This is a genomic window from Paeniroseomonas aquatica (genome assembly GCF_030409335.1).
Lineage (GTDB): Bacteria > Pseudomonadota > Alphaproteobacteria > Acetobacterales > Acetobacteraceae > Belnapia > Belnapia aquatica.
On the sequence record NZ_JAUFPN010000184.1, the window covers coordinates 54,363 to 77,513 of the forward strand.

Consider the following 23,151-nt stretch of genomic DNA (forward strand, 5'->3'; position numbering starts at 1 on the left):
GTTAAATGATTTTTGAATACTTCACGTTTCGGTAAGCGGGCCTGGCGGCGATGCCACTCCCGATGGCAGGGCCGGCGCGGCGGGACCGGCCGCCGGCCCGGCATGGCCATGCCCTGGCATACAACCGCTGCCCCATGCCGATCCAGGGGAATTGCCGTCCGCGGCCCCTGCCCGCTCAGGCCTGCAGGAAGGCCAGCCGGTCGGCCTCCAGCACCAGGCAGGTCAGCTCCCGCCCGAAGACCGCGCCGGTGTCGATGCCGATCCGGTTGGGCCGCAGCACCGGGCCGCGGGTCGGCGAATGGCCATGCACCACCACCACGCCGAACTCCGCCTCCGAGGTCAGGAAGGGGCCGCGGATGCGGATGAGGTCGTCGGGCGACTGCTCGGCGAGCACCACGCCCGGGCGGATCCCGGCATGGACGAAGAGGTAGCCGCCGAGGGCATGGGTCAGCGCCAGCCCCTCGACGAAGCGGCGATGCGCGGCGGGGATGGCGGCGGCCCAGCCGGCCGGGTCGCCCTCGGGGTCGATGCCCCAGCTCGCCAGCGCCTCCCGCCCGCCGTGGAAGCGCCAGTCGGTGACGGCGGCGCGCTCGCCGGCCAGCGCATCCAGCATGGAGCGTTCGTGGTTGCCGATGAGGTTGACCATCGGCACGCCGGCCACCGGCGGGGCGCCGCAGAGCCGGGCGATGACGCCGGCGCTGTCCGGCCCGCGGTCGATGTAGTCGCCGAGGTGCAGCAGCAGCGGCGCCGCCACCGGCCGGGCGGCGAGGTCGGCGGCGACCAGCGCGTGCAGGCTGGCCAGCTTGTCGTCGCAGCCGTGGACGTCGCCGATGGCATAGACGCGGTGGCCCGGCGGCACGGTGGCGGGGGCGGGTTGGAAATCCGGCATCGGGTCCTACTGCTCGGCGCGCCGCAGCCCCATCGCCAGGCTTCGCTCATCCATCCGGGCATCGTAGCGCAGCCCGGCCCGGGCCGCCCAGGCGTTGACCAAGTGCAGCAGCGGGATCAGCGCGACCTCCTCGCTGGCGAGATGTACCGCCTGCCGCAGCACCGCCTCGCGCTCCAGCGGGTCGAGGGTCGCGGTCGCGCGGTCGGTCAGCGCATCCAGCGCCGGGTTGGAGTAGCGCCCGGCATTGGCCGCGCCGCGCCGTGCGGCCGGGTCGTAGCTGCCGAGCACATTGGCCAGCAGGTAGCTCGCCTCCCCGGTGCTGCTGCCCCAGCCCGCCAGCCGCATGGCAAATTCCTGGCGGGCGGCGCGGGCGGAGAAGCTGGCCCAGGGCAGCGCCGCGACCTCGGTGCGGATGCCGATGCGGCTCCACATCTGGGCCACCGCCTGGGCGATCCGGGCATCGTTGGGATAGCGGTCGTTGGGGCTGTGCAGGGTGAGGCGGAAGCCCTCGGGGAAGCCGGCATCGGCCAGCAGCCGGCGGGCGGCGGCGGGGTCGAAGGGCGGCACCGGGGTGCCGGGGTCGTGGGAATAGACCCCGGGCGGCAGCCATTGCCCGGCCGGCTGGGCGGCGCCCTCCATGACCCGCCCGGCCAGCGCGGCCCGGTCGATGCCGAGCGAGAGCGCCCGGCGCACCCTCAGGTCCCGGAAGGGGTTCGCGGGCAGCGGCTGGCCGGCATGGTCGGTGACGAAGGGCAGCGGCCCCTCGTGGGAGAAATCGGGCTGCAGGAAGATCAGCCGCAGCCCCTGGATCTCGAAGACCCCGACCCGGGCATCCTGCTTCAGCCGCGCCAGGTCGGCCGTGGGCACCTGGTCGATCAGGTCGGCATCGCCGGCCAGCAGCGCGGCGGTGCGGGCGGCGTCGTTGCCGAGGAAGCGGAGGCTGACCCGGGCCCAGGGCTCGCGCGGGCCGAAGTAGCCGTCGTTGCGGGCCAGCTCGGTGCGGTCGTTGGCGGTGTGCGAGACGAAGCGATAGGGGCCGGTGCCGATGGCGGCGCGGCCGCTGTTGAACTCCTCGGTCGTCGCGCCCTGGGCGGCATGGCGGGCGATGATGGCGATGTAGCCGAGCTCGGTCGGCAGCAGCGCATGCGGCTGCCGAGTGTGCAGGCGAAGGGTGAGCGGGTCCACCACCTCCACCTGCGTCACCATGCGCAGGAAGCTGCCGTAGCCGGAGGGGCTGTTCGGCACGTTCGGCGCGCGGGCGAGCGAGAAGGCGACGTCGTCGGCGGTGAAGGCATGGCCGTCGTGCCAGAGCACGCCGGGGCGGAGGCGGAATTCCCAGACGGTCGGCGCCACCGCCCGCCAGCGCTCGGCCAGGCCCGGCTGCAGCCGGACCAGCGCGTCGCGCTCCACCAGGCGAGAGAAGACATGCGCGGCGAGCTGCGCGTTCGGCGCCGCGTTGAAGAAATGCGGATCGACCGAGGTGGCCGGCGCGGCGACACCGATGGTCAGGGCGTCCGGCGCGCGCTGGGCCATGGCGGGAATGGCGAGGCCGGCCAGCGGGAGCGCCCATAGCAAGGTCCTGGCGAGGGGCGGCACGTGATTCTCCCGGCTGCGGGGTGAGGTTATGGCCAAGCCGCCCCGGGTATGCCAGGAATTCGCCCAAGCCAACCGACAAGGGGAAGAAACGCATGCTCGAAATCGAGAACATCGCGGCGCTGCGCGGCCATATCGGCCAGAAGCTGGGCAGCAGCGACTGGCTGGTGGTCGACCAGAAGATGATCGACCAGTTCGCCGAGGCGACCGGCGACCACCAGTGGATCCATATCGACGTCGAGCGGGCGAAGAAGGAGATGCCGGGCGGCAAGACCATCGCCCATGGCTACCTGACCCTGTCGCTGCTGCCGAAGCTGAACCAGGGGATCTTCCGGATCAAGCAGCGCAGCCGCGGGGTGAACTACGGCTCCAACAAGGTGCGCTTCACCGCCCCGGTGCCGGCGGGCGCGCGGGTGCGCGGCCATCTGACGCTGAAGGCGGTCGACCCGATCGAGGGCGGTGCCCGGCTGACGATGGAAGCAAGCGTGGAGGTCGAGGGCAACAGCCGGCCGGCGCTGGTCGCCGAGACGCTGTCGCTGGTCTACGAGTAGCCGCGCATGGCCGAGGGCGAGCCCTCACTGCGGGAGCGGGTGAAGGAACCGCCCTCGGCCCTGCTGGTCGAAAGCTACTACCGCGGCGCGGTCGCCCGCGCCCAGCGCGACGTCTTCGACCACGAGATGTGGGTGCACCTGGCGCATGGGCTGATGCTCGAGCGCCAGGGGATCGTCGCCCGGCCGGCGATCGCCGCCTGCCTCGCCGAGGTGCTGGCCATGGCCGCCGAGGGTCCGGCCGGTGTGCCGGTCGATTTCGCCCAGGAGGATCTCTACTCCTATGTCGAGCGGCGGATCGTGCGGGCGCTTGGCCCCGACGTCGGCGGCCGGCTGCACACCGGGCGCAGCCGCAACGACCTGAACGTGACGAGCTGGCGGATGGCGCTGCGCGCGCAGCTGCTGGCGGTCCAGGAAGCGCTGCTGGCCCTGCGCGGCACCCTGCTGCGGCTGGCGGGCGAGCATGCCGCGGTGGTCATGCCCGGCTATACCCACACCCAGCATGCCCAGCCGATCACCTTCGGCTACTGGCTGCTCTCGGCCGCCGACGCGCTGGCCCGCGACCAGGTCCGGCTGTCCGGCGCCCTGGCCCATGCGGATCTCTGCCCGCTGGGCGCCGGCGCGCTGACCACCACGGCCTTCCCGCTGGACCGGATGTTCACCACGGCGCTGCTCGGCTTCGCCGCGCCGCTGGAGGCGGCCTATGACGCGGTCGCCTCGCGCGACGACGCGCTGGAAGCGGCCGCGGCCATGGCGGTGCTGATGACCTTCCTCAGCCGGCTGGCGACCGACCTGCAGGCCTGGAGCACCTGGGAATACGGCTTCCTGGAGCTGGCGGACCGGCACAGCGCGGTCTCCTCCATCATGCCGCAGAAGAAGAACCCGGTGGCGCTGGAACATGCCCGCGCCGCGGCGGGGGCGGTGCAGGGCGCGCTCATGGCGGCGCTGGCGGCGACCAAGAACACCGCCTTCGCCGACGTGAACGACGCCGTCACCGCGGTGAACGAGCCGGTGCTGGACGCGGCGCTGCGGACCCGGCGCATCCTCGCGCTCCTCGAGGAGGTCCTCGCCCATCTCGCCCTGCGCCCGGCGCGGATGATGGCGGCGGCGGCCGAGGGCTTCGGCACCGCCACCGAGCTGGCCGACGTGATCGTGCGGGAGGCGGGGCTGTCCTTCCGCATGGCGCACAGCATCGTCGCCGTGGTGGTGCGGGATGCGCTGGCGGCGGGGCGGCAGGCGGGGGCGATCACCGCGGCCGACCTCGACGCGGCGGCGGAGGGCCTGTTCGGCCGGCGGCTCGGCATCCCGGCCGCGGCGGTGGCCCAGGCGCTCGACCCGGCGGAGAACATCCGCAGCCGGACGGTGCTGGGCGGGCCGGCGCCGGGCGAGATGGCGCGGATGCTGGCGGCGCGCGACGCGGCGCTGGCGCGGGATGCGGCGGCGGTCGTGGCGGTGCAGGACCGCATCGGCACGGCGCGGCAGCGCTGCTTCGCCCTGGCCGAGGCCATGGCCCGGGGGTGAGGCGCGGCGCATTCGCCGCTCGATTGCCTGGAGCCGCCGGCGCATTATCTCTCCGGCAGGAGGATCGGAACATGGTCAGGCGCTTCGCGCTTCTCGCCGCCGGGCTGGTCGCCGGGCTGGCACTCCCGATGGCCGAGGCCGCGGCACGCGGCGGCCATTGGCATGGCGGCGGTGGCTACCGGGGCGGCTTCGGGGTCTTCATCGGCCCGCCGGCGCCCTATTACCGGCCACGTCCCTATGTCCACGGCTATGGCCGGCCCTATCGCTACTACGGCCCGCCGGCCTACCTGCCGCCGCCGGTGGTCTATGCGCCGCCCCCGGTCTACGCCGGCCCCCCGGTCTATGCCGCGCCGCCGCCGCTGGTCTACGGCGCACCCGCGGGGAATTACTTGCCGCCGGTCGCCGGCGCGGACGGCGGCTACAAGCGGTAGTCAGTCGAGGCGGATATCGGCGCGGCGGATGACCTCGCCGTAGCGGGCGATCTCGGCGCGGACCAGCGCGGCCGCCGCCGCCGGGGTGCCGCCGGCAGCCTCGAAGCCGGCCTCCAGCAGGCGAGCACGGAAGGCCGGGTCGGCCAGGGCCTGGTTCACCGCACCGGCCCAGCCCTGCACCACGGCCTCGGGCATGCCCGCCGGGCCGAACAGCATGTACCAGACGTTCAGGTCGTAGCCCGGCACGCCGCTTTCCATCACCGTCGGCACGCCGGGCAGCTGGTCCGACCGTGCCGCGGTGGTCACCGCCAGGCCGCGCAGCCGGCCGGCGCGGATATGCGGCAGCACCGACGACAGCGTGTCGAAATTCACGTCGACCACGCCGGCGGCGAGGTCGATGACCACCTGCCCGCTGCCGCGGTAGGGGACATGGACCATGCGGGTGCCGGTCGCCAGCATGAACAGCTCGGCCGCCAGGTGCTGGCTGGTGCCGACGCCGTTGCTGGCGAAATTCAGCCTGCCCGGGCTGGCCTTCGCCAGGGCGACGAGGCCGGCGAGGTCCTGCGCCGGCGAGGCGGTGGGCACCGTCACCACCATCGGCACCGCGGCGACCTGGACCAACGGCGTCACGTCGCGCAGCGGATCGAAGGGCGGCGCCCGCATGGCGAGCGGCACCTGCACGTTGTTGCTGACGGTGCCCATGGTGACCGCATGGCCATCCGGCCGCGACCGCGCCGTCGCCACGACGGCGATGGTGCCGCCGCCGCCGGTGCGGTTCTCGACCGCGACCGGCTGGCCGAATTCCTCCACCAGCCGGGCGGCCAGAAGGCGGGCGAGGATATCGGTGCCGCCGCCCGGGGCGAAGCCGACGGTCATGGCGATCGGCCGGGCGGGAAAGGCCGGCTCCTGCGCCCGGGCGGCGAAGGGCAGCAGGGCGGCGGCGGCGAGGCCGCGGCGGGTGGGCATGGCCTCCCCTCCCCTACAGCTTCGGCGCGCCCAGCTCGGCCGCCAGTGCATCGAGCTGGGCGCGGAGCTGGGGCGGGATCGGCACGCCCTCGATCGCGCGGCGGGCGCGGGTCGCGGCGCTCTGCTCGCCGGGGAGGAAGATGCGCTCCACCCCGGGCAGCCGCTCGCTGCCGCGGATCTCGCGGGCCAGCGCGTCGATGCGGTCGCGGAAGGCCTCCGGGTCGCCGAAGGCGGCGATGTCGATGGCGAGGATCGCCTGGCCGGTATTGGTCACGCTGGTGTCGTCGGCGTTGAAGTCGACGACGTCGCGGCCCATCGCCGCGCCGTTCAGCGTGCCGGCGAGCAGGCCGAAGATCAGCGCCAGGCCATAGCCCTTGTAGCCGCCGATCGGCAGCAGCAGCCCCTCGTTCGCCCGCGCCGGGTCGGTGAGCGCGCGGCCGAGCCGGTCGATCATCCAGCCTTCCGGCATGGCCTCGCCGCGCTGCGCCTTGACCTTCACCTTGCCGTAGGCGGCGACCGTGGTGGCCATGTCGAGCACGATCGGCGGCTCGTGCCGGGCCGGCACCGCGACCGCGATCGGGTTGGTCGAGAGCAGCAGCTCCAGCCCGCCCCAGGGCGGCAGGTGGTTGGCGCTGCCGACCGCGAGGTAGAGGCCGATCATCCCTTCCTCCATCGGCATCCGCGCATAAAGGCTGGCAGGGCCCGCGTGGTTGCCGCCCCGAACGCCGCACCAGGCGACTCCCTGGGTCTTCGCCTTGGCGATGGCGGTCCGCGCCGCCAGGGTGGTGGCGAGGTGGCCGAGGCCGTTGTCGCCGTCGATCAGCGCCGAGGCCGGGCGTTCCTCGACGATATGCGGCACGGCGCGGGGGTTCATGCCGCCGGCGCGGATGCGGCGGACGTATTGCGCCAGGCGGAAGACGCCATGGCCATCGGCGCCGATCAGGTCGGCCTCGGCCATCAGCCCGGCCACCTGCGCGGCATCGGCCGCGGGGACGCCCGCGGCCTCGAAGATGCCGGCCATGAAGCGGCGAAGCGCGGCGGCGGCGACGGTGTCTGGCATGCGATGTTCCCCCGCCGCCAGGATAGGCCAGGCGGCGTCAGAGGTGCGGCGAATAATCCACCGGGTGGAGCACCCGATCCTCGATCATGCCGACCATCGGCCCCTGGTCCTCGGGCGTGTCGCGCTTGATGCCGATCCATTCCTCGTCGGCCAGGAAGCTTTCCCAGGCGGCGCGCAGGCTCGGCTCGTCCGGCCATTCGAGCAGGTAGCTGAATTCCGGCCCCGCCTCGGACCGGGATTCCCAGATCGCCAGGATGTGGAAGCCGTGCCGGGCCATGATGCGCATGGCGTGGTCGCGGAAGCGGGCGAGGAAGGCGGCGCGGGTGGGCTCGAAGATCTCGTAGATGCGGAGTTGTTCGATCATGCGGCGGCTCCGGATGGTTCCGCCGACAGCAACGCGCCAGGGGCGGCCGGCGGTTCCCCAAGTTGGTTCCCCGCCGGCCGCATGCATCAGGCCGTGACCGCCCGGGCGGAGCGCCGCAGCCCGGCGTATTCCAGCTCGGCCAGCGCCGCGACGATGAGGGCCTGGGCCAGGATGAAGCCGACGCCGAGCCAGTTCGGCGCGATCCAGCCCGGCAGCAGCAGCAGGACGCTGTCGATCGCCCAGAGCGCATTGCCGATGATGACGCCGAGCACCGCCCAGCGCGGCACCGCCGGACGGCTGCCGAGCCAGCCGAGGGCGGCGGCGAAGGCCAGCAGGAACAGGCCCGCCTCCCGCAGCAGCGCCTCCGGCAGGTGGAACCACCCGCCCAGCGGCGCCGCGGCCAGCGCCAGCACCAGGCCCATGCCACCGCTGCAGGCCGCATCCAGCAGCAGCGCGCGGCGAAGGAGGACGGAGGGGAGGATCATCTCCATCACGCCGCCTCCCGCACCGCATCGAGGAAGCCGGTGACGCTGCCGAGGCGTCCGTCGGGGGAGAGGGTGGCGAAGTCGGTGCCGGCGGCGGCGGGCGCCGCGCCCGGGACGCCGAGCTCCCAGGCGAAGCGGAGGTTGCCGCCATGCGCCTCCACCGCGCCGCGGCGGGTGAAGCCGAGGCCGGGGAACTGCGCCTGGGCGGCACCGATCATGGCGGCGATGCCGGCATGGCCTTCGCCCTGCATCAGCGGGTCGCGGTAGCGGGCGTCGGCGGCGAAGGTGGCCGCCACCAGCGCGGCGCGGCGTCCCGCATCCGCCTCGTTCCAGCAGGCGATGTAGCGGTCGATCAGGCTGTCGTGGTCGCTCATCCGAGGTGTCTCCGGTCACGCGGCGGGGACGTCCCGCCGCGTGACCGGACCATCACCCCTCCGGCGGGTCGGAAGCGATTACCTCGGGCGTCATATCGCCCAGCCTCGGCGCACCATGCCGGATCCGCGGCCGCTCGCCGTCGAAGGACAGCGGCATGGCGACGAGGGAGAAATCCTCGCCGGGCACCGCCTGCAGCATGTCCATGGCCGCGGCCTGGGGCTCGGCCAGCACCTCGGGGATGGTATTCACCGGGGCGCAGGGGACGCCGGCGGCGACCAGCGCCTCGGCCAGCGCGGCCCGCGGGCGGTCGCGCAGCAGCTCCGCGATCTGCGGCAGCAGCGCGCCCTGGTGGGCGATGCGCTGGCGATTGGTGGCGAAATGCGGGTCCTCGGGCCAGTCCGGCCGCCCGAGCTGGGCGGCCAGCTTGCGGAACAGCCGGTCGTTGCCGCAGCAGATGAGCAGCGGGCCATCGGCGGTCTCGAAGGCCTGGTAGGGCACGAAATTCGGATGGCCCGAGGCATGGCGTTCCGGCAGCTTGCCCATGTTGACGTAGGCGCTGATCTTCTGCCCCGCCCACATCAGCGCGGTCTCGAACAGCGAGGTATTCACCACGCAGCCGCGGCCGGTGGCATGGCGCTGCTGCAGAGCGGCCAGGGCGCCGATGACGGTCCACATGCCGGTGCCCTGGTCCACCACGGAGGCGCCCATCCGCACCGGCGGGCCGTCCGGTTCGCCGGTGATCGAGGAGAGGCCGCAGAAGGCCTGGAACAGCGGCTCGTAGCCCGGGCGCCGGGCGAGCGGGCCGAGGTGGCCGAAGGCGCCCATGGCGCAGTAGATCAGCCGCGGATGCCGGGCGGTGACGGGTTCAGGGCCGATGCCGAGCGCTTCCGCCACGCCGGGGCGGAGGTTGTGGACCAGGATATCGGCATCCTCGAGCAGCGCATGCAGCGCGGCGACGCCCGCGGGGGATTTCAGGTCGAGCGCCACGCTGCGCTTGCCGCGGTTGAACTCGTGGAAGTTCAGCGCGTCGCCATGGCGGAAGGCCGGGCCCATCTGCCGGGCATCGTCGCCGCCATCGGGCTTCTCGACCTTCCAGACCTCGGCGCCGAGATCGGCGAGGATGGCGCCGGCGAAGGGGCCGGCCAGGACCTGGCCGAGCTCCACCACCTTGATGCCGGCGAGGACGCTCATGGTGCGCCGGTGAAGCGCTTCGGCAGCCCATCCCAGCAAGCGTCGTAACTCGGCTGAAGCTGCGGCGCCGCCATGGCGAAGGCACTGGGGCGGATGACCTGGCTGGTCTCGAACATGAAGGCGAGCGTCCCTTCCAGCTTGTGCGGCGCAAGCTCGGCGGCGATGGCGCGTTCGGTGGTGGCGGCATCCGGGCCATGGCCGCTGAGCCGCGGATGCAGCGAGACGCCGCCGGGGGCGAAACCCTGCGCCTTGCCGTCGTAGACGCCGTGGATCAGCCCCATGCATTCGTTCATCACGTTGCGATGGAACCAGGGCGGCCGGAAGGTGGCCTCGGCCACCATCCAGCGCGGCGGGAAGATGACGAAGTCCATATTGGCGACGCCGGCGGCGGCGCCGGGGCTGGTCAGCACGGTGAAGATCGACGGGTCCGGGTGGTCGAAGCTGACCGTGTTGATCGCCATGAAGTCGCGGGTATCGTAGACATAGGGCGCGTTGTTGCCGTGCCAGGCGACGACATCGAGCGGCGAATGGCCGAGCGTCGTGGCCCAGAGCTGCCCGAGGTATTTCTGCACCAGCTCGCACGGCTCGTCGCGGTCCTCGTACCAGGCGACGGGCGAGCGGAAGTCCCGCGGATTGGCCAGGCCATTGGCGCCGATCGGGCCGAGGTCGGGCAGCCGCAGCGCCGCGCCGTGGTTCTCGGCGACATAGCCGCGGGCGGTGCCGTCCGGCAGCTCGACGCGGAATTTCATCCCGACCGGGATGACGGCGATCTGCCCGGGTGCCACCACCAGCCGGCCGCATTCGGTGGCCAGCAGCAGCCGGCCCTGCTCGGGCACCAGCAGCAGCTCGCCGTCGCTGTCCATGAAGACCCGCTCCATGGAGCGGTTGGCGCGGTAGAGGTGGATGGTGACGCCCGACAGCGCCTCCCCCGCGGCGGTGGCGCCGATGGTCGTGAGGCCGGCGACGAAGTCGGTCGGATCCTCCGGGATCGGCAGCGGGTCCCAGCGGAGGCGGTTCGGCGTCGGCGGCGCCAAGGGGCCGCAGAGCAGCCCCTGGTCTATGGGGCGGAAGGCGCCATGCCCGGCCGAGGGGCGGATGCGGTAGAGCCAGCTGCGCCGGGCCTCGGCGCGGGGGACGGTGAAGGCGGTGCCGCTGAACTGCTCCGCATAGAGGCCATAGGGGACCTTCTGCGGGCTGTTGCGTCCCGGCGGCAGGGCGCCCGGCAGGGCTTCCGTGGCGAATTCATTGCCGAAGCCGGATTGCATGGCCAGGTCCATGGATGCCTCCCTTTGGCCGCCTGATTGCGCCACCCCGCCGGTGGTTTCAAGTGAAACCGTTCAGCGTACCCGGGCCAGCAGCCGCCGGGCGCGCTCCACCACTGGCAGGTCGATCATCGCCCCCTCGAAGGCGACGGCGCCAGAGCCCTGGGCCAGCGCCGCGTCGAAGGCGGCGATCAGCCGGCGGGCCCGGTCGGCCTCGGCCGGGGCGACGCCGTATTCCTCGTTGATGATCGGCACGTGCAGCGGATGGATGCAGGCGGTGCAGGCGAAGCCGAGCCGGCGGGAGCGCTGGAGGGAGGCGCGGTAGCCTTCGAGGTCATTGAAATCGGCGAAGGCCCCGACCGAGCCGAGCGGCAGGATCCCCGCGCCGCGCGCCGCGGCCACCGCCATCATGCCGAAGTGGTAGAGCATGTCGGCGCCGGGCACGGCCTCGAGCTCGGTCGAGAGATCCTCCGAGCCGACGCCGAGGGCTGCCATGCGCGGATCGGCGCCGGCGATGGCGACCAGGTTGGGCAGCGCCTGTGGCGTCTCGACGATGGCGATGAAGCGGGTATGGCCGATGGGCAGGCCGAGTGCCGCCTCCCGCACCGCGACCACTTCCGACAGCAGCTTGATGTGCTCGCCGCCCATCACCTTCGGCAGCATCAGCGCGGTGACCTGCGGCATGACGGCGGCGGCGATGTCGGGGATCGCCAGTTCCAGCGCCCGGTTGATGCGGACCGCGACCTCATTGCCGGCGGCATGGATTTGCGCCGCGGCGGCGGGCAGCGCGGCGCGGGCGGCCGCCTTCTCCGCCGGCGGGATGCTGTCCTCGAGGTCGAGGATGATGACGTCGGCACCGCGGGTATGGGCGCGGGCGACGAAGCGCTCGGCGGTGGCGGGCACGAAAAGCAGGGAGCGCCAGGTGGGAAGGGTCATCATCATTTCCTTCAGGCAGCCGCGCCGGACTGCAGCATGGTGGCGATCTCATCCGCGGTGTAGCCGGCCTCGGCCAGGATCTCGGCGGTCTGGGCGCCGAGCCGCGGGGCGGGCAGCACTTCCTCCCGCATGCCGCCGCGGAAGGTGACGGGGGTGCGGGTGCGGCGGATGCGGCCTTCGGTCGGGTGCTCGTCAAAATTCCAGAAGCCGACGTCGTTCAGATGCGGATCGTCCAGCAGGTCGTCGAGGGTGTTGTAGGGCCCGGCCGGGACATCGGCCTTGGCGAAGATCTCCAGCCACTCGGCGGTGTTCTTCTGCGCCAGGGCCTCGACCTGCACGCTGAAGTAGTCGGCGGCATGCTGGGTGCGGCTGCTCGGCGTGGCGTAGCGCGGGTCGGACTTCAGCTCCGGCCGGCCGATGGCCTCGAAGAAAGCGAAGGCCTGGCGGTTGTCGTTGGGGCGGACGGTGATGTAGCCATCCAGCGTCGGCAGCGGGCGGTAGTCCGGCGAGAGCAGCCGGGCATCGCCGGTCGGGCCCTCCGGCGGGTCGAAGGTGGCGGCGCCGAGGTGTTCGGAAGTCACGAAGCTCGCCATGGTCTCGAACATCGGCACCTCGATCGATTCGCCGTGCCCGGTCTTCTCCCGCCGGTACAGCGCGAAGCCGATGGACTGCGCCGAGACCAGGCCGGTGATGTGGTCGGTCATCACCATCGGCACGAAGCGCGGCTCGCCGATGGCACGGTCGAAGGTGCCGGCGACGCCGGACAGCGACTGGATGATCGGGTCGTAGGCCGGACGGTTGGCGTAGCGGCCATCGGTGCCGAAGGCGACGATGCCGCAGTGGATCAGCCGCGGATTGCCGGGCGCGAGCGAGGCGTAATCCAGCCCGGCGCGGGTGAGTGCCGCCGGCCGCACGTTGGAGACGAAGACATCCGCCGTGGCGATGAGCGCCTTCAGCGCCGCGATGCCGGCGGGCTGCTTGATGTCCAGCACGATCGACCGCTTGTTGCGGTTGAAATTGATGAACTTGCCCGACATGGCCGGGGAGCGCGACCCGGCCGCGAGATAGCGCAGGATGTCGCCGCCCGGCGCCTCCACCTTGATCACCTCGGCACCCTGGTCCGCCAGCGTGCGCGTCGTGATCGGCCCGACCACCACCGTGGTCAGGTCGACGACGCGGACGCCCTCCAGCGGCCCACCGCTCATGTTGCGAACTCGCACTCGAGCTGGGCGTTCTGGTTGCCGTCGCGGTCCTGCACCCAGGCGAGCAGCCTGCCCCCCTCGCCCGGCCGGCCGCAGAGGGTAATGGTCTCGCCGACGTAGATCGGCCGGGTCAGCCGGGCGGAAAAGCCGGCCAACCGGCCCGGCGTCTTCGCCACCGCCGCGTCGAGCAGCAGCTGCATGGTCAGCCCGCCGTTCTGCACCGTGTCCGGATAGCCTTCCTCGGCCCGGGCGTAGTCGGCGTCGTAGTGGATGCGGTGGGCATTCCAGGTGACGGCGGAATAGCGGAAGACCATGGGCGGCGTCAGCGTCACCGCCGTGCTCCAGGCGGCATCGCCGGGCGCCGGCGCCGGCGCCGGCGGCGGGACGGTGCTCTTCTCGCCGGGCTTCACCGCCTCGCGGTAGACCGCATCGAATTCCTCGATCGCCACCACCTCGTCCTTCACCCGGAAGGTATGGCGCATGGTCAGCACGGTGATGAAGCCGGTGCGCGCCTGCTTCGGGACGATGGCGGCGACCTCGGCGGTCTTCACCGCGACGTCGCCGATCCGCAGCGCGCCGGGGATGGTCACCCGGCGGCCGGCGCCCATGCGGCGCGGCAGCGGGATCGGCGGCAGCACCACGCCGGGCTTCGGGTGGCCATCGGTGCCGATGTCGGAATGCCGCGGCGTCTCGGCGCAGAACAGGGTGAACCAATGCGGCGGCAGCACGTCGCCGCGGCGGAAGTCCTCGGGGTCCATGTCGAGCATGCCGGCGATGCGGCGGACGGCGCCGAGGCTGATATCCTCCTCCACCTCGCGGGTGCGGCCCACCCAGGATTGCAGTTCCTCGCTCAGGGTCAGGGACATCAAGACCTCCTATTCGGCGACAAGGTTGAGACGGCGGATCAGCGGCGACCAGCGTGCGCCCTCGGCGCGCGCCATGGCGCTGAATTCCGCCGGCGTATTGGCCGGCGCCACATCGGCGCCGACCTTGGCATAGGCGGCCCGGACCCGCTCGTCCGCCAGGGCCTCGTTCAGGGCGGCATTCAGCCGGGCGATGACCTCGGGCGGGGTGCGGGCGGGGGCCGAGAGGCCGAAATAGCCGCCGGCCTCGAAGCCCGGGATGGTCTCGGCGACGCTGGGCACGCCGGGCCATTCCGGGCGGCGGCCGGGGGTGGTCAGCGCCACGGCGCGGAGGCTCGGCTGGTCCCTCACCGTGGCGCCCTCGGGCAGGCCCATGCAGCGGGCGTGGATGCGCCCCGAGAGCAAGTCGGTCATCGCCTGGGTGCTCTGGCGATAGGGCACGTGCACCATCTCGAGCCCGAGGCGGAGGCCGATATCCTCCATGATGAGATGGGTATTCGCCCCGACGCCGGCCGAGGCGAAGGTGAAGCGGCCGGAATTGGCGCGGATCCAATCGGTCACCTCGGTGAAACTGGCCCCGGGGATGGAGTTGTGGACCAGCAGCACGTTGAAGGTGGAGCAGAAATGCCCGACCGGGGTGAAGTCCGCCTTCCAGTCGTAGCCGAGCTGCTTGTACAGCAGCGCGTTCAGCCCGCTGTTGGTGCCGGCGGTCGCCACCAGCAGCGTGTGCCCATCGGCCGGCGCCCGGGCGACCGCCTCGGCGGCGGTATTGCCGGCGCCGCCGGGGCGGTTGTCGGCCAGCACCGGCTGGCCCAGGGCGCGGCTCAGCGCATCGGCGGTGACGCGGCTGACGATATCGGTCTGGCCGCCGCCGCCAAAGGGCACCACCAGGCGGATGGGGCGGTCGGGGAAGGCGGCGCGGGCCATGGCCGGCATCGCAAGCCCGGCCAGCAGCGTGCGGCGGGCGAGCCTCACGGCCGCCACTCCGCCCGCAGCGCCGCCATGATGCGGTCGACATCGGCCATGGCGTTGTACCCGTGGAAGCTGAAGCGGATGCGCCCGCGCCCGTTCCAGGCCCAGACGCCGTGGCGGACCAACGCTTCGGTCAGCGCCGCCGCGCCGGGCAGGGCGATGCAGACGCTGGCGCCGTGCCGGGCCGCATCGGCGGGCGTGGTGCTGGCGATGCCGGCCTCGGCGAGGCGGGCGTGCAGCGCGGCGGTCAGGGACTGCACATGCGCCAGCACCGCGCCCTCGGGATAGTGGCCGAGGTAGTCGAGCGCCGAGGCCAGCACATAGACCGACGCATGGGCAGGATTGCCGCGGGCGAAGCGCATGGCGTCCGGCACCAGCTGCAGCCCGGCGGCGTAGTCCGGCGCACCGAGCCCTTCGATCGAATTCCAGCCCGCCGTGCTCGGCGCCCAATCCGGCTGACGCGCGCGGTTCCAATAGGCGACCGCAGTGCCGGTCATGCCCAGCAGCCACTTGTAGGTGGCAGCGAAGGCGAAATCGGCGAGGCGCGGGTCGATCGGCAGGTAACCCGCGGCCTGGGTATGGTCCACCACCAGCAGCGCGCCGACACTGTCGGCCACCTGCCGCATCGCGGCGAGGTCGTAGCGCTCCCCGGTGAGGTAGGACACCTGCGAGACCGCCAGCATCCGGGTCCGCGCATCGACCACCTTCGCCAGCGCCGCCGCATCCCCGGCCCGGGCATAGCGGATGCCGATATGCGGATGGCGCTGCAGCGCGACCGGGGCGACCAGCGAAGGGTATTCGTCCGGGTCGACCACGATGGTGTCGCCCGGCTTCCAGTCGATGCTCTCGACCAGCATGGACATGCCCTCGGCGACATTGGCGACCAGGCCGATATCGCCGCGGTCGACGCCCCAGTTCGCGGCCAGCTGGCTGCGGGCGCGCAGCACCTCGGCATCCTGGGCGTGGCGGCCCTGGATGCCGTTGCTCTTGTCGGCGGCATAGCGTGACATCGCCGCGTCGTGGCGATGGAGGAAAGCGGTCTCGCCGCCGGCGCAGACATGGGCGATGCCGGCAGGGATGCGGAAGTCGGCTGGGTCGAACAGCGGATGGGTCATGCTCAGCGTCCTGCCGGTTGCAGCATCAGGGCGAAGCCCGGGATGTAGGTGGTGAGGAAGAGCACCACGAGCATGACCATGATCTGCGGCCAGATGGCGCGCGAGATCTGCCCGAGCGTGAGCTTGCTGATGGCCATGCCGATGAAGAGGCAATAGCCGATCGGCGGCGCCGCCATGCCGATCGAGACATTGGTCACGATCATGGCGCCGAAATGGATCGGGTCCTCCCCGAAGCGGTTGGCGATGGCGATCAGCATCGGCCCGAGGATGACCATGATGGCGATCTCGTCCATCACCGCCGCCAGCAGGAAGAAGGCGATGTTCAGCGAGGCCAGCGCCAGCCAGCGCTGCTCGATGCTGTCGGCCATCCAGTGGGCGAAGCGGGTGGCGATCTGCTCCTGCGCGACCAATATCCCGAAGCCGGCTGAGACGGCGATGATGGCGCAGACGATGCCGCTGGTGCGCATGGCGCTGGCGACGATGCCGGGCAGCGCCGGGACGGTCAGCTTGCGCTCGACGAACAGCCCGATGACCAGGGCATAGACGCAGGAGACGGCAGCGGCCTCGGTCGGGGTGAAGATGCCGCCATAGATGCCGCCCAGCACCACCAGCGGCGAGGCCAGCGCCCACTTGCCCTGATGGAAGGCGGCCCAGGTCTCGGCCAGGGAGGCGCGCGGCAGCCTCGGCACCTTGTTGCGCTTCGCATGCGCCCAGCAGATCACCAATAGGCCGATGGCCAGCGTCAGGCCGGGCACGATGCCCGACAGGAAGAGCCGGCTGATCGACTGCTCGGCGATGATGCCCCAGATGACGAAGGCGATGGAGGGCGGGATCAGCGGGCCGAGCACGCCGGCGCTGACCGCGATGCTGGCGGCGAAGGCGCGGCTGTAGCCGGCCGCTGCCATGGCCGGGATCAGGATGGTGCCGATCGCCGCCGTGGTCGCCGGCGCCGAGCCGGAGATGGCGGAGAAGACCAGCGCCGCCAGCACCGCGACCATGGCGAGGCCGCCGGTCCGGTGCCGCACCAGCGTGCCGGCGAGGTCGACCAGCCGCTGCGACAGGCCGCCCGCGGTCATCAGCTCCCCGGCCAGCATGAACAGCGGGATGGCGAGCAGGCTGAACTGCTGGCTGCCGCTGATGACCGCCTGGGCCAGGAAGGCCGGCTCGATGTCGGCCAGCAGCAGCGCCGCGGTGACGGCCAGCGCGATGGCGATGGCGAAGGGGAAGCCGAGCACGACCAGCCCGGCGAAGCCGGCGGTCAAGCACCAGGAGATGGCGGTCAAGCGATGTCGCCCGTCGGGCCGCGCAGCGCCCGGTCCAGCGCAAACAGCGCGACCAGCGCGCCGCAGAGGGGCGCCAGCGCATTCAGGATCTCGATCGGATAGCCGATGGCCGCCGAGGTGCTGCCGGAGGTCAGGTCGAGGAAGCGCCAGCCGGACCAGGCGAGGAAGACGCCGAGCGCCGCGGTGGTTAGCTCGGTCAGCCGCTCGGTCCAGGCGCGGAGCCTGGCCGGCAGCAGATCGGGCAGCAGGGTCAGCCGCACGTGCCAGCCCTCGTGCACGCCGAGCGCCAGCCCGCCTAGCACCGACCAGCTGAACAGCAGCACCGCCAGCTCCTCGGACCAGGAGGGCGTGTCGCCGAAGCCGTAGCGCAGGACGACCTGATAGGTGATGGCGAGCAGCATCAGCACCGCCGCGAGGCCGATGCTGGCGCGGGTCGCCCAGGCAACCGCGCCGGTGAAGGCGCCGAATGCCCGCACCTACTGCACCGCCGCCAGGGCGTCCCGGATGATGTCGGTGCCGATCTGGCCGCGGAAGCTCTCGTACATCGGCAGCACGCCGCGGCGGAAGGCGGCCTTGTCCGGCACCTCGTTCACCTGCATGCCGTGCTGCGCCAGGCTGCCGCGGAAGACCGCCTGGGCGGCGCCGTTGGCGGCGCGCTGCGCCTTCGTCGCCTCGGCCCCGGCCTCGATCACCGCGGCCTTGAGGTCGGCCGGCAGCTTGTCGAGGCTGCGCTTGGCGATGAGCAGGCCGATCATGGAGTAGATGTGGCCGGTCAGGGAGAGGTATTTGGTCACCTCGTAGAGCTTGTTCTGCTCGATGATGCCGAGCGGCACCTCGAGCCCGTCGATGGCCCCCTGCTGGACCGCGGTGAAGGTCTCGCCCCAGGCCATCGGCACCGCGTTGCCGCCGAGGCTGCGGTACATCTCGAGGTAGATCGGGCTCTGCAGCACGCGGAACTTGATGCCCTTGAGGTCGGCCGGCTGCACGACGGGGCGGACGTTGTTGATCATGTGGCGGAAGCCGCCTTCCATGTAGCCGAGCGGCACGATGCCCTTGGCCTCCAGCCGCTGGCGCAGCTGGGAGCCGACGGCGCCGTCCAGCACGCGGTGGCCCTGTTCCTCCGAGGAGAACAGGAAGGGCATGTCGTTGACCTGGAAGGCCGGCTCGACCTGGGCGATCACCGCATTGGTGATGACGCCCATGTCGACGGTGCCGAGCCGCATGCCATCCACCAGCGGCCGCTCGTCGCCGATGGCGCGATTGGGGTAGAGCTGCACGTCGATCCGCTCGCCGATGCGGGCGGCCAGCGCCTTCTGGAATTCCCGGGCGCCGAGCGCATAGGGGTCCTGGGCGCCGTCGCCGCTGGTCCAGCCGATCCGCAGGATGCTCCGCGGCTGCGCCCGCGGCAGCGCGGGGGTGGCGAGCAGGGCCGCGGCGGCGGCGAGGCCACGCCTCGAGAGCTGGTTCATGGCTTGGTTTCCTCCGGGATTGCGGCGGATGATACGGGGCCGCCGCCCGGGGGCAAGCCGTTACAGGGCCATGAGCCGGCCGAATCCCGGAACGGTGTCCGCCAGGCCGAGGCGGCGGGTGGCGTGCCAGGCCATCGCCTGGTTGCTGGTCAGCACGGGCATGCCGAGTTCGGCCTCCAGCGGGGCGATCAGCCCGGCGGAGCGGATGGCGGTGCAGCTGATGAAGCAGGCCTCGGCGCCCAGGCTGCCGGCGGGGCTGGCGGCGGCGGCGGCCCGGACCCGGGCGGCGATGGCCGCGGGCGGGATGCCGGCCATCTCGGCATTGCTGTCGACGCCCATGCGGTCGCCGCCGACGACCGCGATGCCGTGGCTGGCGAGGTAGCCGATCTCGCGCTCATGCACCGCATCGATGTAGGGGGTCACCAGCAGCAGCCGGCGGATTCCGAGCCGTGCCAGGGCGGCGAGGATGCCATCCGTGGTGGCGCAGGCGGGGATGCCGGCGGCGGCCTCGATCCGGGCGCAGATGTCGGCGGCCATGGCCGGGGCGAAGGTCGAGACCGCGGTGCAGTGGAAGGCGATGAGCCCGGGTCCGGCATCGGCCAGCAGCCTCGCGGCCGGCTCCAGCGCGCCGATCATGTGCAGCAGCTCGGGCTCGGAGCTGCCGCGCAGCTCGAGCCGGGTGACCAGGGCGGTGACGCCGGGCGGCAGCATGGCCTGCAGCTCGGGCTCCGCCACGCGGTTGCCGGAGGGGACCAGCAGGCCGAGCCGGGCGCGGTCGCCGTAGTCGATCATCGCAGCGAGTCCCGGGCGGCGGCCAGCCAGCGGCGGTCGATGTAGTCGGCGGCGCGGCGGGGGCGGCTGGGCAGGTCGCGGATCAGCGCGCTGATGTCGATCAGCGCCTGCACCCCGGCCTCGCTGGCCTCGCCGTCGCGCGGGAAGATGGCCTCGCGGGTATAGTCGTCCCAGGCCGCCTCGGCGTAGCGCGGGGCGATGCCGGCTTCCTGTTCGGCCAGCCGCACGACCAGCGCCCGGTCGGCGTAGAAGCGCTCATGCGCGCGGAGGAAGCCGCGGCAGAAGCGCAGCATCGGGTCGCGGTGGGCCTCGGCCCAGCCGGCATCGACGTCGAGGCTGGTGAACTGGAAGTCGGGCACCAGCTCGCGCGGATTGCCCAGGCTGACGAAGCCCGCGTCGAGCGCGATGCGGTCGAGCGGCGCGCCCTGCAGCCCGGCATCGATTCCGCCCGAGCGCAGCAGCTCCCAGCGCGCCAGGATCGGGCCGCAGGGCACCAGCTCGTAGTCGCCGGGCCAGTGCAGCCCCTGCCCCGCCAGCAGCTTGATGATGAGCGAGGAGCTGCCCGCCCGCAGCGAGGAGACGCCGATCCGCTTGCCGCGCAGCCCGGCGTAATCCGCGATGCCTGCCCGGGCGATGAAGGAGAAGGGCAGCCGGTTGACGTTGCCGCCGATGATGCGCTGCCGGCCGCCGGCCTCGGCGTCGAGGATGACATGCTCGGTCACGCCGTAGGCGAGCTGGGCGCGGCCGTCGCGCAGCCGGTCGTTCACCTCCTCGATGCCCTCGATGTGGTCGATGCGGAGGTCGAGGCCCTCCGCCGCGAAGAGTCCGGCATGCAGGCCGATCCACAGCGGCAGGTTGAAGTAGTTGCGCGAGACCACGGCGACCGTCAGCGGCTGCATGGCGGGTTGACCCCCAATCGTTCTAGGCTGCGTTTCCAGAGTCCAGGGAAGCACAGCATGACGGTCGTCGCCATCGTCGCCCAGGGTGCCATGGGAGCCGGCATGGCCCGGCGGCTGACCGATGGCGGCGCCCGGGTCCTGACCAGCCTCGCCGGCCGCAGCCCGGCCAGCCGGCGGCGGGCGGCCGCCGCCGGGATGGAGGACGCCGGGCCGGAGGCGCTGGCCGCCGCCGATATATTCCTCAGCGTGCTGCCGCCGGCGGAGGCGCTGGCCACCGCCCAGTGGCTGGCGCCGGCGCTGCGGGCGGCCGGGCGCCCCGCCGCCTATGCCGACTGCAACGCCATCAGCCCGGAGACGGCGCGGCAGGTGGCGGGCTGCATCGAAGCGGCGGGCGCCGCCTTCGTCGACGGCGGGATCATCGGCGGGCCGCCGCGGCCGGATGGCTATACCCCGGTGCTCTACGTCTCGGGGCCGGAGGCGGCGCGGGCCCTGGTGCTGCGCGACCACGGGCTGGAGGTGCAGGTGACGCCCGGGCCGGTCGGCGCCGCCTCGGCGCTCAAGATGTCCTATGCCGGGATCACCAAGGGGCTGGTCGCGCTGGGCGCGGCCATGATGCTGGCGGCCGGCCGCGGCGGCGCGGCCGAGGGGCTGCGGGCGGAGCTGGCGCGGAGCCAGCCGCAGCTGCTCGCCTGGTTCCAGCGGATGGTGCCGCCCATGCCGGACAAGGCCTATCGCTGGGTCGGCGAGATGGAGGAGATCGCCGGCTTCACCGGGCCGGAGGCCGCCGGCATCTATCAGGCCATCGGGCAATTCTATGCCGGGGTGGCGGCGGACCAGGCCGGGCCGGGCGAGGCCGCGGCCAGCCTGGCGGCCTTCCTGAAGGGCGGCTGAGCGGCGCGGCTCAGCCCAGCAGCCGGTCCCGCGGCAGGGTGAGCCAGGCCCGGGTGCCCACGCCGGCCAGCCCCTCCAGCCGCAGCGTCCCGCCATGGGCTTCCAGCAGGGACCGCGCCAGGGCCAGGCCCAGGCCGAGGCCCCGGGTGCCCGCGGGGGCAGCGTCGGCGAGATCCCCGGCCGGCAGGCCGGCGCCCTCATCCTCCACCACGATGGCCAGGCTGTCGGCGGTGAGCACCGGCCGCAGCTCGATCCATTCGCCGGGCCGGGTCATCCGGGCGGCGCGGCCGAGGACCTGCAGCAGCGCGCCCTGGAGGGCGCGGCGGTCGGCCTGCAGCGCCAGCGGGGCGAATTCGGGGGAGAGCCGCCAGCGCCGCTGGCCCGGTGCCAGCTGGGCGGCGACGGTGGCGACCGCATCCTCGAGCAGCGGGGCGAGCGGCACCCTGACCTGGGCCAGGTGCCGGGGGGCGGCCTCGGCGGCCAGGGCATCGCCGACGTGATCGGCCAGGGCCAGCAGCCGCTGTGCGGCGGCGGCGGCCGGGCCGGACAGCGCCAGCAGGGCGAAGCCGGAGGCCTGCAGCTCCTGCGCGACCAGGCCGAGGCAGCGGCTGCGGGACTCCGCCAGGCGCCGGGCCATGGCCGCGTCATCCCCGGCGGCCCGCAACCGGTGGGCGAGCACCAGGGTCATGGTCAGGGACGCCAGCCCCAGGACCGATCCGAGCAGGACATAAAAAAAGCCGGGCATGGCCCGGCTTTTAGCATCCAGTCGCTGAAGCGGCGGTTTACGCCGCGGCGCTGGCCGCCTTCTTGGCCTGGGCGCGGATGATCCGGCGCTTCAGGACCATGGCTTCCGCCGGCAGGTTCCGGTTCGGCGTGCCGAGCAGGAAGGCATCGAGGCCGCCGTTGTGCTCGATGGTGCGGATGCCGTTGGTGGTCAGCCGCAGCTGGATGCTCGAGGCCAGCACGTCCGAGAAGAACGAGGTATCCTGCAGGTTGGGCAGGAAGCGCCGGCGGGACTTGTTGTTGGCGTGGCTGACGTTGTTACCCGTCAACACGCCCTTGCCGGTGATGCCGCAGCGGCGGGCCATGGTGCAAATCCTGAAAGCGGGGCGCGCGGCCATAGCCACGCACGGCGGGGGTAAGAAGGTGGGGTCCTATGCCGCGCGGCGGGGGTGGCGTCAAGGCCAGGCTTGCGCGAGGCTTCGTCACCCACACGAAAAAGGGACAGGGAACGTCATGCGCCTCGCCAACAAGACCGCGCTCGTCACCGGCGCCGCCTCCGGCATGGGGGCCGCGACGGCCCGGCTCTTCGCCCGCGAAGGGGCCAAGGTGGCGGTGGCCGACATGCTGGAGGAGGACGGCCGGGCGGTGGCCGCGGCCATCACCGCCGCTGGCGGCACCGCCCAATTCGTCAAGCTCGACGTGGCCGAGGAGGACCAGTGGGAGGCCGCCATCGCCGCCGTCACCGGCGCCTGGGGCGGGCTCGACGTGCTGGTGAACAATGCCGGCATCTCCGGCAGCGCCACCAACAACCTCTATGACACCGCGCTCTGGGACCGGATCATGGCGGTGAACGCGCGCGGCGTCTTCCTCGGGGTGAAGCATGCCGTGGCCGCCATGCGGCTGCGCGGCGGCGGGTCGATCGTCAACCTCTCCTCCATTTCGGGCAACGTGGGGCAGGAGCGGATCCATTGCGCCTACAACGCCTCGAAGGCGGCGGTGCGGCTGCTGACCAAGTCGGTCGCGGTGCAGGAAGGGCCGGCGAAGATCCGGCTGAATACCGTCCACCCCGGGTTGATGCCGCCGATGCGGACCTCGGGCGCGACGGCGGACCCGGTGTTCCGGGCCAAGATGCTCGGCCATGTGCCGCTGGCCCGCTCGGGCGAGGTGGACGAGGTGGCCTATGCCATCCTGTTCCTGGCCTCGGACGAGAGCTCCTACATGACGGGGTCCGAGCTGCATGTGGATGGTGGCTACCTTGCGTCCTGACGCCGGCTTGCCAGGGGGGTGGAAACACAGTCTCATCCCGCCCGGGACGGCTCGC

The 23,151-nt window shown here is 72.5% G+C and carries 26 protein-coding genes; 5 read left to right on the forward strand and 21 right to left on the reverse strand.

All coding sequences use genetic code 11. The features are described 5' to 3' along the window. Window positions 1-175: 175 nt before the first annotated feature. Together QWZ14_RS21455 and QWZ14_RS21460 are read right to left on the reverse strand one after the other, a co-directional pair. Complete coding sequence (locus tag QWZ14_RS21455; RefSeq protein ID WP_290318939.1) at window positions 176-889, reverse strand: metallophosphoesterase; 714 nt, start codon at window positions 887-889, stop codon at window positions 176-178. 6 nt (window positions 890-895) lie between these two features. Next, on the reverse strand, window positions 896-2,485 hold the full coding sequence (locus tag QWZ14_RS21460; RefSeq protein ID WP_353959328.1) for an ABC transporter substrate-binding protein: 1,590 nt from the start codon (window positions 2,483-2,485) through the stop codon (window positions 896-898). A gap of 92 nt (window positions 2,486-2,577) precedes the next feature. Between QWZ14_RS21460 and QWZ14_RS21465 the strand changes: the two genes are divergently transcribed. From QWZ14_RS21465 to QWZ14_RS21475, 3 genes are all read left to right on the forward strand, one after another. Continuing rightward, window positions 2,578-3,033: a MaoC family dehydratase gene (locus tag QWZ14_RS21465; protein ID WP_290318941.1), complete on the forward strand. Its 456-nt coding sequence runs from the start codon at window positions 2,578-2,580 to the stop codon at window positions 3,031-3,033. Window positions 3,034-3,039: 6 nt separating this feature from the next. Continuing rightward, complete coding sequence (gene argH, locus QWZ14_RS21470) at window positions 3,040-4,551, forward strand: argininosuccinate lyase (protein ID WP_290318943.1); 1,512 nt, start codon at window positions 3,040-3,042, stop codon at window positions 4,549-4,551. Window positions 4,552-4,622: 71 nt separating this feature from the next. Further along, window positions 4,623-4,982 carry a hypothetical protein gene (locus QWZ14_RS21475; RefSeq protein WP_290318946.1) on the forward strand — a complete coding sequence of 120 codons (360 nt, stop codon included), beginning with the start codon at window positions 4,623-4,625 and terminating at the stop codon, window positions 4,980-4,982. On the opposite strand, the gene QWZ14_RS21480 is transcribed toward QWZ14_RS21475, so the two are convergent. The 17 genes from QWZ14_RS21480 to QWZ14_RS21560 form a co-directional block, all read right to left on the reverse strand. Then, window positions 4,983-5,948, reverse strand: coding sequence for a Bug family tripartite tricarboxylate transporter substrate binding protein (locus QWZ14_RS21480; protein WP_290318947.1), 966 nt, complete (start codon window positions 5,946-5,948; stop codon window positions 4,983-4,985). A 13-nt stretch (window positions 5,949-5,961) separates the two neighbouring features. Beyond that, entirely contained in the window at window positions 5,962-7,008 is a 1,047-nt protein-coding gene (locus QWZ14_RS21485) for an Ldh family oxidoreductase (protein WP_290318948.1), read from the reverse strand. A gap of 37 nt (window positions 7,009-7,045) precedes the next feature. Further along, window positions 7,046-7,372 (reverse strand): NIPSNAP family protein, encoded by a 327-nt coding sequence (locus QWZ14_RS21490; RefSeq protein WP_290318949.1) that lies wholly within the window; start codon window positions 7,370-7,372, stop codon window positions 7,046-7,048. A gap of 86 nt (window positions 7,373-7,458) precedes the next feature. Then, window positions 7,459-7,863, reverse strand: coding sequence for a hypothetical protein (locus tag QWZ14_RS21495; RefSeq protein ID WP_290318950.1), 405 nt, complete (start codon window positions 7,861-7,863; stop codon window positions 7,459-7,461). Beyond that, window positions 7,863-8,231 (reverse strand): nuclear transport factor 2 family protein, encoded by a 369-nt coding sequence (locus tag QWZ14_RS21500; RefSeq protein WP_290318951.1) that lies wholly within the window; start codon window positions 8,229-8,231, stop codon window positions 7,863-7,865. The genes QWZ14_RS21495 and QWZ14_RS21500 overlap by 1 nt, the downstream gene beginning before the upstream one ends. A 52-nt stretch (window positions 8,232-8,283) precedes the next feature. Beyond that, window positions 8,284-9,423, reverse strand: coding sequence for a CaiB/BaiF CoA transferase family protein (locus QWZ14_RS21505; RefSeq protein WP_290318952.1), 1,140 nt, complete (start codon window positions 9,421-9,423; stop codon window positions 8,284-8,286). Then, entirely contained in the window at window positions 9,420-10,700 is a 1,281-nt protein-coding gene (gene hmgA, locus QWZ14_RS21510; protein WP_290318953.1) for a homogentisate 1,2-dioxygenase, read from the reverse strand. The genes QWZ14_RS21505 and hmgA overlap by 4 nt, the downstream gene beginning before the upstream one ends. A gap of 60 nt (window positions 10,701-10,760) precedes the next feature. Beyond that, window positions 10,761-11,621 carry an HpcH/HpaI aldolase/citrate lyase family protein gene (locus QWZ14_RS21515; protein ID WP_290318954.1) on the reverse strand — a complete coding sequence of 287 codons (861 nt, stop codon included), beginning with the start codon at window positions 11,619-11,621 and terminating at the stop codon, window positions 10,761-10,763. An 11-nt stretch (window positions 11,622-11,632) separates the two neighbouring features. Continuing rightward, entirely contained in the window at window positions 11,633-12,826 is a 1,194-nt protein-coding gene (locus QWZ14_RS21520; RefSeq protein WP_290318955.1) for a CaiB/BaiF CoA transferase family protein, read from the reverse strand. After that, entirely contained in the window at window positions 12,823-13,689 is an 867-nt protein-coding gene (locus QWZ14_RS21525; protein ID WP_290318956.1) for a MaoC/PaaZ C-terminal domain-containing protein, read from the reverse strand. The genes QWZ14_RS21520 and QWZ14_RS21525 overlap by 4 nt, the downstream gene beginning before the upstream one ends. Before the next feature lie 9 nt (window positions 13,690-13,698). Then, complete coding sequence (locus QWZ14_RS21530; RefSeq protein WP_290318957.1) at window positions 13,699-14,661, reverse strand: Bug family tripartite tricarboxylate transporter substrate binding protein; 963 nt, start codon at window positions 14,659-14,661, stop codon at window positions 13,699-13,701. After that, window positions 14,658-15,773 carry an aminotransferase class V-fold PLP-dependent enzyme gene (locus QWZ14_RS21535; RefSeq protein WP_290318958.1) on the reverse strand — a complete coding sequence of 372 codons (1,116 nt, stop codon included), beginning with the start codon at window positions 15,771-15,773 and terminating at the stop codon, window positions 14,658-14,660. Before QWZ14_RS21535 ends, QWZ14_RS21530 begins: the two co-directional genes overlap by 4 nt. Before the next feature lie 2 nt (window positions 15,774-15,775). Continuing rightward, window positions 15,776-17,056 (reverse strand): TRAP transporter large permease, encoded by a 1,281-nt coding sequence (locus QWZ14_RS21540; protein WP_290318959.1) that lies wholly within the window; start codon window positions 17,054-17,056, stop codon window positions 15,776-15,778. Further along, on the reverse strand, window positions 17,053-17,532 hold the full coding sequence (locus QWZ14_RS21545; protein ID WP_290318960.1) for a TRAP transporter small permease: 480 nt from the start codon (window positions 17,530-17,532) through the stop codon (window positions 17,053-17,055). Before QWZ14_RS21545 ends, QWZ14_RS21540 begins: the two co-directional genes overlap by 4 nt. Continuing rightward, window positions 17,533-18,525: a TRAP transporter substrate-binding protein gene (locus tag QWZ14_RS21550; protein ID WP_290318961.1), complete on the reverse strand. Its 993-nt coding sequence runs from the start codon at window positions 18,523-18,525 to the stop codon at window positions 17,533-17,535. A 60-nt stretch (window positions 18,526-18,585) separates the two neighbouring features. After that, on the reverse strand, window positions 18,586-19,317 hold the full coding sequence (locus tag QWZ14_RS21555) for a maleate cis-trans isomerase family protein (RefSeq protein WP_290318964.1): 732 nt from the start codon (window positions 19,315-19,317) through the stop codon (window positions 18,586-18,588). After that, on the reverse strand, window positions 19,314-20,216 hold the full coding sequence (locus QWZ14_RS21560; RefSeq protein ID WP_290318966.1) for an ABC transporter substrate-binding protein: 903 nt from the start codon (window positions 20,214-20,216) through the stop codon (window positions 19,314-19,316). Before QWZ14_RS21560 ends, QWZ14_RS21555 begins: the two co-directional genes overlap by 4 nt. A gap of 57 nt (window positions 20,217-20,273) precedes the next feature. Here QWZ14_RS21560 and QWZ14_RS21565 point away from each other — a divergent pair, with 57 nt between their 5' ends. Further along, on the forward strand, window positions 20,274-21,107 hold the full coding sequence (locus tag QWZ14_RS21565) for an NAD(P)-dependent oxidoreductase (RefSeq protein ID WP_290318968.1): 834 nt from the start codon (window positions 20,274-20,276) through the stop codon (window positions 21,105-21,107). Between the two features lie 10 nt (window positions 21,108-21,117). On the opposite strand, the gene QWZ14_RS21570 is transcribed toward QWZ14_RS21565, so the two are convergent. Further along, window positions 21,118-21,852, reverse strand: a complete 735-nt coding sequence (locus QWZ14_RS21570) for a sensor histidine kinase (protein WP_290318969.1) — start codon at window positions 21,850-21,852, stop codon at window positions 21,118-21,120. 37 nt (window positions 21,853-21,889) lie between these two features. Continuing rightward, window positions 21,890-22,195, reverse strand: coding sequence for a 50S ribosomal protein L28 (rpmB, locus tag QWZ14_RS21575; protein ID WP_290318970.1), 306 nt, complete (start codon window positions 22,193-22,195; stop codon window positions 21,890-21,892). A 148-nt stretch (window positions 22,196-22,343) separates the two neighbouring features. Between rpmB and QWZ14_RS21580 the strand changes: the two genes are divergently transcribed. Then, entirely contained in the window at window positions 22,344-23,096 is a 753-nt protein-coding gene (locus tag QWZ14_RS21580; RefSeq protein ID WP_290318971.1) for a glucose 1-dehydrogenase, read from the forward strand. The last annotated feature ends 55 nt before the right edge of the window (window positions 23,097-23,151 follow it).

What these genes read in the sequence shown, in the direction of transcription:
- QWZ14_RS21515 (WP_290318954.1), bottom strand. Translation starts at nt 11,621, where the DNA reads ATGACCCTTCCCACCTGGCGCTCCCTGCTTTTCGTGCCCGCCACCGCC.
- QWZ14_RS21525 (WP_290318956.1), bottom strand. Translation starts at nt 13,689, where the DNA reads ATGTCCCTGACCCTGAGCGAGGAACTGCAATCCTGGGTGGGCCGCACC.
- QWZ14_RS21505 (WP_290318952.1), bottom strand. Translation starts at nt 9,423, where the DNA reads ATGAGCGTCCTCGCCGGCATCAAGGTGGTGGAGCTCGGCCAGGTCCTG.
- QWZ14_RS21550 (WP_290318961.1), bottom strand. Translation starts at nt 18,525, where the DNA reads ATGAACCAGCTCTCGAGGCGTGGCCTCGCCGCCGCCGCGGCCCTGCTC.
- QWZ14_RS21490 (WP_290318949.1), bottom strand. Translation starts at nt 7,372, where the DNA reads ATGATCGAACAACTCCGCATCTACGAGATCTTCGAGCCCACCCGCGCC.
- QWZ14_RS21535 (WP_290318958.1), bottom strand. Translation starts at nt 15,773, where the DNA reads ATGACCCATCCGCTGTTCGACCCAGCCGACTTCCGCATCCCTGCCGGC.
- QWZ14_RS21485 (WP_290318948.1), bottom strand. Translation starts at nt 7,008, where the DNA reads ATGCCAGACACCGTCGCCGCCGCCGCGCTTCGCCGCTTCATGGCCGGC.
- QWZ14_RS21570 (WP_290318969.1), bottom strand. Translation starts at nt 21,852, where the DNA reads ATGCCCGGCTTTTTTTATGTCCTGCTCGGATCGGTCCTGGGGCTGGCG.
- QWZ14_RS21520 (WP_290318955.1), bottom strand. Translation starts at nt 12,826, where the DNA reads ATGAGCGGTGGGCCGCTGGAGGGCGTCCGCGTCGTCGACCTGACCACG.
- QWZ14_RS21495 (WP_290318950.1), bottom strand. Translation starts at nt 7,863, where the DNA reads ATGGAGATGATCCTCCCCTCCGTCCTCCTTCGCCGCGCGCTGCTGCTG.
- QWZ14_RS21580 (WP_290318971.1), top strand. Translation starts at nt 22,344, where the DNA reads ATGCGCCTCGCCAACAAGACCGCGCTCGTCACCGGCGCCGCCTCCGGC.
- QWZ14_RS21555 (WP_290318964.1), bottom strand. Translation starts at nt 19,317, where the DNA reads ATGATCGACTACGGCGACCGCGCCCGGCTCGGCCTGCTGGTCCCCTCC.
- QWZ14_RS21500 (WP_290318951.1), bottom strand. Translation starts at nt 8,231, where the DNA reads ATGAGCGACCACGACAGCCTGATCGACCGCTACATCGCCTGCTGGAAC.
- QWZ14_RS21480 (WP_290318947.1), bottom strand. Translation starts at nt 5,948, where the DNA reads ATGCCCACCCGCCGCGGCCTCGCCGCCGCCGCCCTGCTGCCCTTCGCC.
- rpmB (WP_290318970.1), bottom strand. Translation starts at nt 22,195, where the DNA reads ATGGCCCGCCGCTGCGGCATCACCGGCAAGGGCGTGTTGACGGGTAAC.
- hmgA (WP_290318953.1), bottom strand. Translation starts at nt 10,700, where the DNA reads ATGGACCTGGCCATGCAATCCGGCTTCGGCAATGAATTCGCCACGGAA.
- QWZ14_RS21455 (WP_290318939.1), bottom strand. Translation starts at nt 889, where the DNA reads ATGCCGGATTTCCAACCCGCCCCCGCCACCGTGCCGCCGGGCCACCGC.
- QWZ14_RS21565 (WP_290318968.1), top strand. Translation starts at nt 20,274, where the DNA reads ATGACGGTCGTCGCCATCGTCGCCCAGGGTGCCATGGGAGCCGGCATG.
- QWZ14_RS21475 (WP_290318946.1), top strand. Translation starts at nt 4,623, where the DNA reads ATGGTCAGGCGCTTCGCGCTTCTCGCCGCCGGGCTGGTCGCCGGGCTG.
- QWZ14_RS21560 (WP_290318966.1), bottom strand. Translation starts at nt 20,216, where the DNA reads ATGCAGCCGCTGACGGTCGCCGTGGTCTCGCGCAACTACTTCAACCTG.
- argH (WP_290318943.1), top strand. Translation starts at nt 3,040, where the DNA reads ATGGCCGAGGGCGAGCCCTCACTGCGGGAGCGGGTGAAGGAACCGCCC.
- QWZ14_RS21465 (WP_290318941.1), top strand. Translation starts at nt 2,578, where the DNA reads ATGCTCGAAATCGAGAACATCGCGGCGCTGCGCGGCCATATCGGCCAG.